This is a genomic window from Streptomyces sp. B15, from assembly GCF_018070605.1.
Lineage (GTDB): Bacteria > Actinomycetota > Actinomycetes > Streptomycetales > Streptomycetaceae > Streptomyces > Streptomyces smyrnaeus.
The window spans coordinates 1-13520 of sequence record NZ_JAGPXJ010000004.1 but is presented as its reverse complement, the minus strand read 5'-3'; the positions used below and the strand labels follow the sequence as shown (position 1 = coordinate 13520).

Here is a 13520-nt window from a genome sequence, read left to right as displayed (position 1 = left end):
CCGCTGTGCACCTGCGCTTGTCAAGAGGCGGAGAACCGGAGAACGGAATGACGGCAGAGCGCCCCCGGGTCGACGGCGACCCGAAAGCCGACCCCAAGGTGTCGACCCTCGCCTACTTCGGCACCGAGTTGCGGATCAGGAGAGAAGAGGCCGGACTGAGCCAGGCCGAGCTGGGACGGCGCACCTTCTGCACCCACTCGTACATCTCGCGGATCGAGTCCGCGAGCCGCGTCCCGAGCGAAGAGTTCGCCCAGCGCTGTGACTGCGTCCTCGGCACAAGTGGGACCTTCACCCGTCTGTGGCCCATCGTCATCGAGCACGCGTACCCGGACTGGTTCCGGCCGTTCGTGGAGCTGGAGAAGGAGGCCAAAGAGGTCTGGAGCTTCCAGAATCAGGTAGTGCCCGGCTTGTTGCAGACGGAAGAGTACGTCCGTGCTGTGTTTGAGGGCGCCCGCCTCCCCAATGCACAGGACCTGATCGCCGCACGCCTCACCCGGCAGCAGGTCTTGGAGCAGGAGTCACCGCCGGAGATCTGGGCAGTTCTCGATGAGGGCATCCTGCGGCGGCCGATCGGCGGACCACACATCATGCTTCGGCAACTCGAACACCTCCTCAGGTATACGGCCAACCCCCGCATCGTTCTTCAGGTGCTGCCGTTTACTTCGGGTGCTCACGCGGGTGTCAACGGAGCCTTCGCCGGGCTGACAATGGACAAGGAAGACGGCCCTGACGTGGTGTATGTGGACGGCATCGTCCGCGGCCATGTCCTGGCACGTCCGAAGGAAGTCAAGGCCACGCGACGAGCCTATGATCTTCTGATGGCTGACGCCCTGTCCCCCAAGGCTTCCGTCGACCTCATGGCAGCAACAGCGAAGGAACTAGCCCGATGACCAGCGCAAGCAACCTTCCTTGCACCACCTGGCGCAAAAGCAGCTATAGCGGCAATAACGGCGGCGACTGCCTCGAAGTCGCTACCGATTACCGGGGCCCCGCCCTCCCCGTCCGCGACTCCAAGAATCCCCACGGCCCTGCACTCCTCGTCGCTCCCCACGCCTGGCAAGCGTTCATCACTCAGCTGAAGGCACTCACCCATGACTAACGCAAGCAGCCTCCCCTGCAAGTCATGGCGCAAGAGCAGCTACAGCGGCCAGAACGGCGGCAACTGCCTGGAGGTGGCCGTCGGCCACCCCGGCCCCTCCCTCCCCGTCCGGGACTCCAAGAACCCCCACGGCCCTGCACTCCTCGTCGCTCCCCACGCCTGGCAGGCATTCATCGCGCACGCGCGGGCGGACGGCTTCGGGCGGGGCTGAGACACGCCGGGGGAGGTCCGATTCGTTCAAGATGGTGGCGCCGGGCAGCGATTAACGTCGCCGTCATGAACGACAGCAAGGAATCCCGACACCTGAGCGTCCATATCGACCGTCCCGTCGCGGAGGTCTACGCCTACGCTGCCGACCCCGCCAACCTTCCGGCGTGGGCCCAGGGTCTGGGCGGCTCCATCGAGAAGAGCGGCGGTCGGTGGGTGGCGGACTCCTCCCCCATGGGACGAGTCGTGGTCGATCCCGCTCCCCGGAACGAGTGGGGGGTACTCGACCATGACGTCACCCTGCCCTCCGGGGAGACCGTCTACAACCCGGTCCGGGTCATCGCTGACGGGGCGGGGAGCGAGGTGGTGTTCACCCTGCGCCGGCGGCCGGGGATGAGCGACGCCGACTTCGAGCGTGACGCGGGCATGGTCGCCGCCGACCTGGCCCGGCTCAAGGAGCTGGTGGAGCGCGCCTGAACGCTCGGCGTCACCCTCGGCGTCACCGCAGCAGCGGTCCCGTCATAAGGGGCAGGACGGCGCCACCCACCAGTCCGAGGAGCAAAGACGCGGCGCCGGCGGTGTAGGCCGTACAGGCCGTCAAAGTACCCGCCAGGGCATGGCGGTCGGGGGTATCCCCGGGCGGCCGGAACACCGGCGCCAGCCAGCGCAGATAGTAGAAGAGCGAGGCGACGGTGTTGGCGACGGCCAGAGCGGCGAGCCAGGTGCAGCCGCCGTCCACGGCGGCGCTGAAGACTTCGAGCTTGCCGAGGAAGACGCCGGTCGGCGGGGTGCCCACCAGGCCCAGCAGACAGACCAGGAGGACGGCGGCGAGGCCGGGCCGGTGCCGGGCCAGTCCGCGGTAGTCCTCCAGCGAGCGGGCGCCCGGCAGGGCGGTGACCACCGCGAACGCGCCGAGGTTGGTCAGCGCGTAGGCGGCCAGGTAGAACAGCAGGCTCCGCTGCGCGAGGTCGCTCCGGGTGGCGACGGAGAGGGCCATCAGCAGATAGCCGACCTGGCTGATGGTGGAGTAGGCGAGCAGCCGTTCGGCGCTGGTCTGGAAGAACGCCGCCAGGTTGCCCCAAGTCATGGAGACGGCCGCGAGGACGGCCAGCAGCAGGGGCCAGTTCACCTCGCTCAGCGGCAGCGCCTGGTGCAGCAGCCGGTAGCCGGCGATGAGCCCGCCGATCTTGGGCAGCGTGGTGACATAGGCGGCGACCGGTGCGGTGGCGCCCTGCGTGACATCGGGCACCCAGAAGTGCGCGGGTACCGCACCGATCTTGAAGAGCAGTCCGGCCAGTACGGCGACGAGGCCGACGGCGACCAGGCCGTAGCCGGCGGTGGGCAGCCCGATGCGCAGCTGCCCGTAGAGGGTGGCGCCGCCCGCGCCGTACAGCAGCGCGATACCGGCGAGCATGGTGGTGCCCAGCAGGGCACCGAACAGGTAGTACTTCAAGGCGGCTTCGGTGCCTGCGGCGTCCTTGGCGAAGGCGGCCAGGACGTAGCCGGGAAGGCTGGCGAGCAGATAGCCGGCGAACAGCGTCAGCAGGTCGTTGGCGCCGATCATGACCAGGGTGCCGGCGCCGGTCAGCAGCAGCAGGACGTGGAACTCGGTCTCGCGCTTGTGGCCGCGTACGGCGTCCGAGGACATCGCCACGATCAGCAGCAGCGCGGACAGCACCGTCAGCCGTCCGGCGTCCGTGGCGGTGTCGATGACGAAGGTGTGGGAGAAGACGGCCTGTTCGCGGCCGGTTGCCATGGTGAGTGCGGTGGCCACCAGCCCGGTCACGCACGCCGCTGCGGCGAGCACCGCGATGGCCCACTGGCGGCGGCGTGGCAGCCAGCTCCCGGCGAGCAGACCGCAGACGGCGGCGGCGACCAGTGCTGTCTCGGGGATGAGGGCGGCGACGTTCTCGTTCATCGGGCCACCAGCTGGGTCACGGCGCGGCCGGCCGGTTCGACCACGTCCAGCAGGAACCGCGGGACGACTCCGATGACCAGGGCCAGGCCCAGCAGCGGAACGGTGGCCGCCGCCTCACTGGGGCGCAGGTCGACGACGCCGGTCGTGGGGATACCGGCCGGCAGGCGCGGCGGGCCGAGGAAGATTGCGCGCAGGGCCCGCAGGAACAGCGCAGCGGTCAACAGGATGCCCAGCAGCGCGATGGCGGTCGCGGTGGTCTGGGAGGCGAGACTGCCGGTGAAGATCTGGAACTCGGCGATGAAGCCGGAGAAGCCGGGAAGACCGAGGCTGGCGAACGCGGCGACCCCGGTGGCGGCGGCGAAGCGCGGGGTGTGTGCGGCCAGTCCGGAGTAGGAGCCGATCGCGTAGGTGCTGCCCCGGTCGTACAGCACACCGGTGAGCAGGAACAGGGCACCCGTCAGCAGGCCGTGGCTGACCATCTGGACGACGGCTCCGGTGACCGCGAGGGAGCGCGCTTGTGCGTCGGAGCCGGCCAGGGTTCCGGCGGCGCCGACGGCGAGGACGACGTACCCCATGTGGTTGACCGAGGTGTAGGCGATCATGCGTTTGAAGTCGGTCTGGGCCAGGGCGACCAGCGCGCCGTACACCACGGAGACCACGCCGACGACGACGAACACCAGCGCGTACTGGCGCCAGCTGCCCGGCAGCAGCGGCATGGCGATGCGCACGAAGCCGTAGGTGCCCATCTTCAGCAGCACCCCGGCGAGGATCGCCGAGCCCGCGGCCGGCGCGTCGGTGTGGGCCGGAGGCAACCAGGTGTGCAGGGGCACGGTCGGCGTCTTGACGGCCAGTCCGACACCGACGGCCAGCAGCACCAGCCCGGCGTACAGGCCCTGTCCGGCCAGCGGGTTGCTACGGGTCAGCTCCACGAGGTCGAAGGTGTGCGGGTCGGCCGCCAGGTACAGGCCGATGAAGCCGAGCAGCAGGGCGAGGGAGCCGGTGAAGGTGTAGAGGAAGAACTTCAGCGCCGCCGCGCGGGCGCGTTCCCCGTGGCCCCAGCCCGCGATGACGAAGTACATGCCAACGATGGACAGATCGAAGAAGACGAAGAACAGGATCAGGTCGAGGGCGACGAACAGGCCGACGCTGACGGTCTGCAGGAACAGGAACAGACACGCGGCGGCACGCACCCGGCGCGTCTCGCGCAGCGAGTAGACGGCCACCGCCAGGAAGAGCACGCAGACCATCGCGACCAGCGGCAGCGACAGCCCGTCCACGCCGACGTGGTAGCTCACTCCCGCGCCGGGCATCCAGCGCACCCGCTGCTCGTACTGCATACCGCCGTGCGGGTCGAAGCCGGCCCAGAGTGCGACGACGAGGGCGAGGTCGACGGCGGCCGTGCCGATCCACACCAGGACGCAGGCCCGGTCGCCGACCGTACGCGGCAGCAGAGCGAGTACGGCGCAAGCCAGCAGAGGCAGGAAGGCGACAACGGTCAGCACGGGTGGATCACCTCACCAACAGCACGATCAGGGTCAGCAGTGCGAAACCGACGACTGCTTGGGCGTAGTACTGGTGCAGCAGCCCGGTCTGCGGGCGCCGGGCCCAGGAACCGAGACGGCGTGCCCCGGACGCGACGGCACCCACAGCGGCGTCCAGCCCGCCGTCGTCGACGCGGCCCGCCAGCCGGGACAGGGCCGACCCGCCCCGTGCGAGCTGCCGTACGGCGCCGTCCACCACCCGGTCGTCGAAGGCGGCCAGCGCGCGGGCAAGCCCCATGACGGGCCGGACGAGCAGCGCGTGCGCGGTCCGTTCGAGATGCAGCCAGTCCTGGGCCCACGGAGCCGCCGCCCGCTCGGTACGCGGCGTACGGGACAGCCACCACCAGGTGGCGGCCACCGTGCCGAGGGCGAGCACAGCGGAGACCCCTGCCTCCCACGGGTGCGGTGACGGCTCGCCCCGCGCACCCAGAAGCGTGCGCAGCCAGTCGGCCGGGCCGGGCAGGGCCAGCACCCCCAGCACGGCAGCGGCGACGGTGAGGACCCACAGCGGCAGGTGGGCCCAGCGGGCGAGGTGCCCGGTGCCGCGCTGTGCGGTGCCGCGCCCGGCGCTCTGCTCGGCGCCGTGCCCGGCGGCCGGTCCGGCGGGCAGCGGCCGGGTGACGTACCACAGCGCCTTGACGCTGTAGACGGCCGAGACGGCCCCCGCCGCCAGGCCGACCGCGTACAGGCCCGGGCTCTCGGCGCGGGCGGCGGCCAGGACTTCGTCCTTGGCCGCCCACAGCGACAGCGGCGGCAGCCCCGCCAGCGTCAGCGCGCCCACGGTGAAGGCCGCGCCGACCAGCGGACGACCGCGGGCCGCCCCCCTGAGCGCGGGCAGTTGCTCGGTGCCCAGTACCGTCAGCCAGGCCCCGGCGACCAGGAACAGCCCGGACTTCACGGCGGCGTGCGCGACCAGTTGCACGGTGCCGGCCGCCACGCCCCGGCTGCCCGCGGCGAGCACCATGAAGCCCAACTGCGCGGAGGTGGAGGCGGCCAGCAGCTGTTTGAGGTCGCGCTGGGCGACGGCGACGAGGCCCAGCGCCAGTGCGCTGACGGCGCCGGTCCAGGCCACCAGCGGCCCCGCCCAGTCCGTCGCGGTCAGCAGCGGATGCAGCCGCAGCAGCAGATAGGCGCCGGCGGCGACCATGGTGGCCGAGTGCAGCAGCGCGGAGACCGGGCTCGGGCCCTCCATCGCCCGTGACAGCCAGAACGAGAACGGCAGCTGCGCCGACTTGCCCAGCGCGGCCACGACGACACCGGCACTCACCACGTGCAGCCACGCCCCACCCGTGTGGGGCAGCGCGTCCAGCCGCAGGGAGCCGACGCCACCCGCCATGGCCGCGCCCGCCGCCAGATACAGGCCGAGATCGGCGGCGCGGGTGGTCAGGAACGCGGTGTCCGCGGCGCCCGCCCGGTGCGGCTGCCGCCACCAGTAGCCGATCAGCGCCCAGCTGGTGGCGCCCATCAACTCCCAGGCCATCAGCAGAAAGGGCAGCGTCGTGGCGGTGACGGTGACGAGCATGGCACCGGCGAACAGCAGCATGACGCCGTAGAAGCGCCCCCGGTTCTCGTCCCTGCCCAACTCGGCCGTCGAGAAGGCCAGTACGGCGGTGGTGACGGCGGCGACGGTGACGACCATGACGGCCGACAGCCCGTTCACCCGCAGCCCCGCCCGTACACCGGTGAACAGCGGGGCCTCCGCGCCGGGGCGGGCCAGGGCGACGGCCACGGCCAGCCCGAGGGTGACCGCGGCGACCGCCGTGGCGGCGAGGGGGGCGACGGCGTTCACTCGCCGCCCGCCCAACCCCAGCACGGTCCCGGCGCCGAGCGGAAGGGCGATCAGCGCCCACAGCAGTGCGCTCATCCCTTCAGGTCCTCGGCCATGTCGGTCATGTCGACCTGGCGGGCGCGGTAGATCGCGGTGGTGACGGCGAAGCCCATGGCCATCTCCACCGCCATCGCCACCACCGCCGCGACGACGATCACCTGCCCACCGGCGGTGGCCGGGGCGAGGAAGTGCCAGAACGCGGCCGCGGCGACGATGATCCCGCCGATCATCAACTCGATGCCCATCATGATCATGACGATGGACTGCTGGGACAGCGCACCGAACAGCCCGACGGAGAAGAGCCCGGCCGCCAGGACGAGTACGAGTTGGAAGGTCACCTTCCCACCCCTCCTCGTACCGGGTCCCGGGCGGGGCGCTGGTCGAGGTCGTCGCCGAAGCGGTCGTAGCGGCCGCGATGGGTGGCCAGCACGGTGGCGCCGACCATGGTGGCCAGCAGCACGAAGCCGAGGACCACCATCGTCAGCATCTGCTCGCCCATCAGCGCCTTGCCGACCTGGAAGGTGGTGTCCGCCGGCGGCTCGCCCACCTTGGCCGGCCAGGGCGTCACGAAGACCGCCGTGACCAGCGCGACGAAGACCGCACCGCTGACGACGAGCGAGCCACGCTTGTTGTGCAGCATCGACATCGGCATCAGCCCCGCCGGGTTCATCATGTAAGCGATCATGAAAACGGCCATGACGACCATCTCCATGACCATCATCAGCACGATCACCACGCCCAGATACGGCAGCCCGAGCACCGTCACCACGCCCCCGACGCAGCACAGGGAGCCCATAAGGGCGAAGGTGACCCGGGCCATCGAGTTGCAGGTGAAGACCAGTACGCCACCGGCCAGGGCGAGCACACCCAGCGCCGCAAGCACCGCCAACTGCACCGTGTCCACGCTCTGCCTCCCGCGGTTGTCTCTCGTCGGTCGGTTGTCTGTCGCCGGTCGGTCGTCTCTCGCCGTCCGGTTGTCCGTCCTCAGCGGTTCAGTACGACCAGCGCGGGGACCAGCGCCTGCAGGATGCTCAGCGGGACGAGGACGACCCAGGCCAGCTCCACGTACCGGTCCGCACGCAGCACCGGCAGCCGCCGCAGCACCCACACCAGGAGGGCGAGGACCAGCAGCGTCTTGAGGGCCGACCACGCCCACGCCGGCAGGCCGGGACCCGCCCCGCCGCCCAGGAACAGCGGCACCGCCATGGCGGCACCGGAGGTGAGCCACAGCCATCGCCCCGCCTGCAACAGCAGCCGGTCGACGCCCGAGGTCTCACCGAGCACCCCGGAGGCGATGTCCCGGCCGGCCGGATAGCCGAAGGGCCCCAGGAAACTGAACGCCAGCACCCCCGCCAGATAGACGACGAAGGCCACAGGCATCCACACGGCGAACCACAACCCTTGCTGCGCCTCGGCGATCTCGCCCACCCGCAGCGACTGGGCCCCGGTCGCGGCGGAGATCAGCGCGAACATCAGCGGCAGCTCGTAGGCGAGCCCCTGAGCGACGAAGCGGTAGCCGCCGATCAGGGAGAACGCCGCGTTCGGACCCCAACCCGCCAGCCACAGGCCCGCCCAGGTCAACACCTCCATGGCGTTGAACCACACGACACCCACCGACAGATCGGCGACCGCCCGGTGCCCGAACGGGACCACCAGCACCGACAGCACCGCCGCCACCGGTACGGTCACCACGCCCGACCGCCACAGCAGTCGGTCCGGGGCAGGCATCCGGCGCGGCTGCGCCGCCAGCAGCCGCACCACCTCCAGCAGCGGACGCACCGCAGCCGCGACAGTGCGCGGCCGACCGGCGTCCCGCGCGGCGAACAGCGCGTCCCCGGCGACGGCCAGCACCGCCCCGGTGAGCAGCAGTGCGGGCGCCGCCGGCAGCGACCACCAGCTCGCCGTCTCAGTCACGCGCCGTCACCCCCCGTGCGGCAGCGGCCAGTTCGTCCGGGTCCGGATCGAGGCTGGCCACGATCAAGCGGGCCGCCGCCAGCTCGGCGCCCTCCAACAGGTCGGGCAGCAGCCGCGCCAGTGCTGCCGACGGCCATTCCCCGCCGGCAGGCCGACCGCGCGGGCCCTCCTCGTCCGCAGGCAGCGGCGCCGTCTCCGCCAGCCGGTCCACGTCCCGAACGACGTCCGCCAGCCAGGTGCGGTAGCGGGCCGGGACATCCCCGTCGGCCCGCGCGGCAGGGCCGCCGACCCCGGCCGCCCGTGCCCGGCTCCCGGCCAGCGGGCCCAGCCTGCGGGTCAGCCAGTAAAGCGTCCGGGACCGGCCGACCCGGCGCGCGAACCGCCGCACCCCGGGCCGCAGGGCGGCACCCGGCACGCCGTCGAGCAGGGCGTCCCGCAGCCGCCGGGCCGTCGTCGCCTCACCGGCCCACCCCGCGACCGCCAGCAGCCGCCCCAGACTGTCCAGATGGGCAGCCGCCCGGCGCCGGGCCGCCTGCCCGGTGCCGATCCGCTCCCCCTCGGCAGCCAGCGCCCACGGCTCCGCCCAGAACGGCACGTCCCCGCCGTCACCGAGCTGCTCCGCCGGCTCCTCCAGCTCGGCCCGCTGGATCACATCCCCCTGCAGCGTCAGCCGGACGGTCAATCCGGTGGGCCAGTCGATGAGGAACGGCCCCAAGGCGACATGCAGTTGGTCCAGCTCCAGCCCGTCCCGATCCGGCCCGGTCCCGGCCATGGGCAACCCTGCGGGCATCTCCATCCCGCCGTGGCCGCCGTGGTGGTCCACGTCATGGTTCCTGTGGTCGCCGGTGCGGGCGCCGTTGCCGTTGCCGTTGCCGTCGGAGGAGTGCCCGGCGTGGGCTCGGGAGGGGCGGGTGAGATCTGTGCGGCAGCGGTCCAGTGCGGGGCCGATCGCGTCGGGGGTGGCGGCATGTGCTCGGGCGCGAGGGGCGGGCAGGTGCTCCCACAGGCGGTCGACGGCGGGCCGCAGGCCGGGGCGGTCGGGACCGGCGACCAGCAGGATGTCGGCCACGGCCGGAGTGCGGGCGAGTGGCAGGTCGTCGAGCCGCAGACGGCGCTCGGCGGCCAGCCGGGCCGCCGTTCCTCCCGGCGTGGCCACCAGCAGCACATGCGGCCGGGCGGCCACGGCCCGCAGCACACCAGCTGTCAGGTCCATCGCAGCGCGCCCTCCCGCCAGGCGTACAGCACACCGGCGACAAGCACCGCGAGGAAGACGAACATCTCCGTCACCGCGCCCGGTCCCATGGCGGAGATGACGCGCGTCCACGGATACATGAACACCATCTCCATGTCGAAGGCGAGGAAGAGCATCGTGATCGTGTACCAGCGGACATGGAAGCGGCTGACCGCGTGCTCGCTCGGTTCCACTCCTGACTCGAACGGACCGGCGGGCAGCGGCTCGGACGTGCTCCGCAGCGCCCGGGCGGCCCCGTACACCGTGCCGACCCCGAGCAGAGCGACCCCCAGCAGCGCCAGGGCAGCGGTGGTCCCGTTCATCGGATCCTCGCCGCTTCCGTACGCCGTTCGTGCCGTACCGCCATGCTCGTTGCTCACTTCCTTTCGTGCCGCTGGTGGCCCGGCGTACCCCTAGGGGGCATACTCAATCGCCCCGATTCCCACCTCGGCTTCTCGAGGGTGCCCGCTGCCGGACCGGCTGGACCGCACGCCACGCCCGCGACGAACGAGCGACGATCTGTGGTGCGCGGACGCTTGTCGGGGTCCCCGGCTGCTGTTTGACTGCGTGTTCGGCTGCGCCACGTCGGTCCGGCTCTCCCGGGGAGGCCCCATGGAGATCACGCGTAGACATGTGTTGTCCCTCCTGTCCGCTGCCGGGCTGGCAGCGGTGATTCCCGCCTCGGAGGCGTCCTCCGCGTCGGGCGCCCCACCGGGCCGACTCCGCGACACCGGCGCGGGCACCGGCACCGGGGTCGAGCGGCTGCTCGGCAACGCCCGTGCCGTGCTCGCCGGGACGGCCGAGTCCAACTCCCGTCCCGAGACGGCGGCGAAGCTGGCGGCGGTCGCCCGAACAGCGCGCGGTCATCTGGCGGACATGGCTGCCGCGGGCGAGAACGAGTTGTTCAGCGGACTGCCGCTCGGCACCAGCGACGCCAACCTCAACACGACCTTCCGGCGGCTGTACGAGATCGCCCTCGCCTCCCGCACTCCGGGGCTCCCCCCGAGCGGCCCACCGAACGACCCGGCCACCCGGCGCCGGGTCGTCGACGGGCTGGTCCGACTCCACGAGCGCTACTACGGCGACCAGTCGCAGGGCTACTACGGCAACTGGCACCACTGGGAGATCGGCATCTCCACCAGCGTCACCGCCACCCTCCTGCTGCTCGCCGCCGAGGTCGCCGACGAACAGCCCGAGCTGACCCGCCGCTACGTCGCCTCCATGGACGCGTATCTGCGCAACGGCAAGGACGGAGACGTCGACCTCGACTCGCGGTTCCACACCGGCGCCAACCTGGCCGACATCACCACCAACCGCATCCTGCAGGGCGCCCTGCTGGACGACGGGGCCCGGATCCGCAAGGCCCTGGAGGACCAGCTCACGGTCTACGCGACCATCGACCCGTACCAACTGCGGCACGGCGTCACCGACGGGCACTACGCGGACGGCTCCTTCATCCAGCACGCCTCGGTCGCCTACACGGGGTCGTACGGCAAGGGCCTGCTGGCCCGTGCCGTACAGGTGCTGAAGTTCCTGGACGGGACCGGGTACGCCGACACCGGTGCGCTGGTGCCGGTGGTGCACCGGTGGGTGACCGACGGTTTCGCACCCGTCATCTTCGAGGGCTGGATGATGGAGATCGTCAAAGGCCGGGCCGTCTCGCGCACGGGCAGCGGCTACGCCGACAGCGCCGCGGTCGCCGAGGCCGTCACCGATCTGTCGGCCTACGCGGACGACGAGCGGGCCGCCGCGCTCAAGAGCTACGTCAAACACCTGGACGCGGCCTCGGCCGCGCCCCCGGATCCGGCCCGCTTCGCGTCACCGCTCACGGTGGTGCGCCATGCGGAGATCATGGCGGACGGCTCGGTACCGGCCGCGGACCTCAACCCGGCGGCCCGCTGCACCGCCTTCAACGCCATGGACCGGACGGTGCACCGCCGCCCGGGCCACGCCTTCGCGCTCGCCCGCAGCTCGGAGCGGATCAGCAAGTACGAGTACATGAACGGCGAGAATCTGCTGCCCTGGTTCCAGGGCGACGGCGCCTACTATCTCTATCTGGCCGGCGAGGACCAGCGGCAGGCCTTCGGCGTCGACTACTTCACCACCGTCCCGCCCTACGGACTCGCCGGTGTCACGGCGCCCGAGGAGCGACGGAAGACGATCCCGGAGCTGTACGGGAAGCCGTACTACGACAACCCGGACCATCCGCTGCACTTCACGGCCTCGTCCGAGTCGCAGAACACCTATGTGTACTTCCCGCGCGGCACCGACCACCACTCGGGCGGCGCCGTGCTCGACGCGTACGGGGCCGCCGCGATGGTGCAGTCCGACGATGTGGCGTACGCCGAACGCGACCGGCTGCCCGAGGACTTCGCGGTGTACCGGAACGCGACGGCCACCAAGTCCTGGTTCCTGCTGGACGAGGAGATCGTGGTGCTGGCGGCGGGCGTCGGGGACCGGGGCGGGGAGGGACACGGCCGGCCGGTGACCACCACCGTGGACGCCCGCACCGCCGACCCCGACGACAGGCTCCTCATCAGCGGGGAGCGGCACGGGGGCGGCGCGTGGTCGGGCGGCGCGTGGCCGCGCGGCGAGGCGGCGGACGGCGACGCGCCGCGCGGCGGTACCGCGCGGTTGCGCTGGCTGCGGTACGCGAACGAGAGCCGGGGCACGGCCGTCGGCTACCTCTTCCTCCGCTCGCCCGGCGCCGACCGCCACCCCGTGACCGTCGGGCTGGAGACCGTCACCCGCAGCCGCCGGGTCGTGCGCACCGCCAACCCGGACACCGCCGTCACCCGGCAGGTCTTCCACACCGCCTTCCGGCAGGACGCGGGCACCGAGCCGCGCTCCCTCGCCTACGCACTCGTCCCGCACGCCACCGAACGGGCCCTGCGCGGATACGGCGCCGACGGCGGGCCCCTCTCCGTCCTCGCCAACACCACCCGCCTCCAGGCCGTCCGCCACACCGGCCTTGACCTGCTGGCGGTCAACTCCTTCGCCCGGGGCCGGCAGACGGTCGCGGGTCTCCGGATCGACGGCCCGGCCTCGGTGCTCGTCCGCCGCGAGAGGGGCGGGCGCCGGGTGACCGTGGCCGTCTCCGATCCCACCATGCGCCGCGACCGGCTCACGCTGCTGGTGCGGGGTCGCCGACTGCGTCCCGTCTCCTCCGATCCCGGCATCCGGGTCGGCCACACCGCCGGCGGCACCCTGCTGCGTGTCCGCACCCACCACGCGTACGGGCGCACCTTCACAGTCACTCTGCGTTGAAGCTCCGCTCACCGCGCGCCGGACGCTAGACGGCTCGCCGCGCGGGGTACCCGGCGGACCGAGGGGCCGCGCGGTGCCGCGCCCCGCCGCGGTGAGCGAGAGGAGCATGACGATGAGTGACCAGACCCCCATGCCGTCCCAGGCCGAGGGCGAGCGCGACAACGGCTTCGCCGAGACCCGCTCCATGCTGCCCGACGAGCGCCGCAAGGCCGAGCACCCGGACTGCCCGCGCACCACGCCTTCCCAGGCCGAGGGGGAGCGCGAGGAGGACGCCGGCTGAGAGGCGACGCCCGGTCAGCCGCCCGAGTGCACCTTCCGTAGCCGCTCGGCCGTCAGGACGGTGTCACCGGCGCCTGACGGCTTCGCGCCGTTGTGGCTTTGTGGCGTTGCCGGGTGCCGGTGGTTTGTGGCTGAGCGCGCCGTTCCCCGCGCCCCTGCGGGGTGCGGTTTCAGGTGGGGTTTGCGCGGTTTCGGGCTTGGCCCAGGGCCCGGTCGGCTCGGCGAAGGAGGAACAA

General features: G+C 72.0%; 14 protein-coding genes. 6 read left to right on the top strand and 8 right to left on the bottom strand.

Features of this window, described 5'->3' with window-relative positions:
• The first annotated feature begins 47 nt into the window (after nt 1–47).
• The 4 genes from KBY19_RS03460 (at nt 48) to KBY19_RS03445 (ending at nt 1783) form a co-directional block, all read left to right on the top strand.
• Nucleotides 48–890, top strand: coding sequence for a helix-turn-helix transcriptional regulator (locus KBY19_RS03460; protein ID WP_185018497.1), 843 nt, complete (start codon nt 48–50; stop codon nt 888–890).
• Entirely contained in the window at nt 887–1099 is a 213-nt protein-coding gene (locus KBY19_RS03455) for a DUF397 domain-containing protein (protein ID WP_185018496.1), read from the top strand. Before KBY19_RS03460 ends, KBY19_RS03455 begins: the two co-directional genes overlap by 4 nt.
• The gene (locus KBY19_RS03450) at nt 1092–1310 is read left to right on the top strand and encodes a DUF397 domain-containing protein (RefSeq protein WP_210965123.1); all 219 of its coding nucleotides are present in this window, start codon (nt 1092–1094) and stop codon (nt 1308–1310) included. Before KBY19_RS03455 ends, KBY19_RS03450 begins: the two co-directional genes overlap by 8 nt.
• 65 nt (nt 1311–1375) lie before the next feature.
• On the top strand, nt 1376–1783 hold the full coding sequence (locus KBY19_RS03445) for an SRPBCC family protein (RefSeq protein ID WP_210965122.1): 408 nt from the start codon (nt 1376–1378) through the stop codon (nt 1781–1783).
• 22 nt (nt 1784–1805) lie between these two features.
• Here KBY19_RS03445 and KBY19_RS03440 read toward each other — a convergent pair whose 3' ends face one another.
• The 8 genes from KBY19_RS03440 to KBY19_RS03405 form a co-directional block, all read right to left on the bottom strand.
• Nucleotides 1806–3224 (bottom strand): NADH-quinone oxidoreductase subunit N, encoded by a 1419-nt coding sequence (locus KBY19_RS03440; protein ID WP_210965121.1) that lies wholly within the window; start codon nt 3222–3224, stop codon nt 1806–1808.
• Complete coding sequence (locus KBY19_RS03435; protein WP_210965120.1) at nt 3221–4726, bottom strand: NuoM family protein; 1506 nt, start codon at nt 4724–4726, stop codon at nt 3221–3223. Before KBY19_RS03435 ends, KBY19_RS03440 begins: the two co-directional genes overlap by 4 nt.
• 7 nt (nt 4727–4733) lie before the next feature.
• Entirely contained in the window at nt 4734–6629 is a 1896-nt protein-coding gene (locus tag KBY19_RS03430) for an NADH-quinone oxidoreductase subunit L (RefSeq protein ID WP_210965119.1), read from the bottom strand.
• Nucleotides 6626–6931, bottom strand: a complete 306-nt coding sequence (locus KBY19_RS03425; RefSeq protein WP_099885189.1) for an NADH-quinone oxidoreductase subunit K — start codon at nt 6929–6931, stop codon at nt 6626–6628. The genes KBY19_RS03430 and KBY19_RS03425 overlap by 4 nt, the downstream gene beginning before the upstream one ends.
• Nucleotides 6928–7488, bottom strand: a complete 561-nt coding sequence (locus tag KBY19_RS03420) for an NADH-quinone oxidoreductase subunit J (protein WP_099886895.1) — start codon at nt 7486–7488, stop codon at nt 6928–6930. Before KBY19_RS03420 ends, KBY19_RS03425 begins: the two co-directional genes overlap by 4 nt.
• A gap of 89 nt (nt 7489–7577) precedes the next feature.
• Nucleotides 7578–8507, bottom strand: coding sequence for an NADH-quinone oxidoreductase subunit H (locus KBY19_RS03415; RefSeq protein ID WP_099885188.1), 930 nt, complete (start codon nt 8505–8507; stop codon nt 7578–7580).
• On the bottom strand, nt 8500–9720 hold the full coding sequence (locus KBY19_RS03410; protein ID WP_210965118.1) for a hypothetical protein: 1221 nt from the start codon (nt 9718–9720) through the stop codon (nt 8500–8502). Before KBY19_RS03410 ends, KBY19_RS03415 begins: the two co-directional genes overlap by 8 nt.
• Entirely contained in the window at nt 9711–10061 is a 351-nt protein-coding gene (locus KBY19_RS03405) for an NADH-quinone oxidoreductase subunit A (RefSeq protein ID WP_099886894.1), read from the bottom strand. The genes KBY19_RS03410 and KBY19_RS03405 overlap by 10 nt, the downstream gene beginning before the upstream one ends.
• A 289-nt stretch (nt 10062–10350) precedes the next feature.
• On the opposite strand from KBY19_RS03405, the gene KBY19_RS03400 reads away from it, so the two are divergent.
• Nucleotides 10351–13005, top strand: coding sequence for a polysaccharide lyase family 8 super-sandwich domain-containing protein (locus KBY19_RS03400; RefSeq protein ID WP_210965117.1), 2655 nt, complete (start codon nt 10351–10353; stop codon nt 13003–13005).
• Nucleotides 13006–13117: 112 nt separating this feature from the next.
• A complete protein-coding gene (locus KBY19_RS03395; protein ID WP_180289804.1) occupies nt 13118–13285 on the top strand; it encodes a hypothetical protein in 168 nt (55 codons plus the stop codon).
• Nucleotides 13286–13520: the final 235 nt, after the last annotated feature.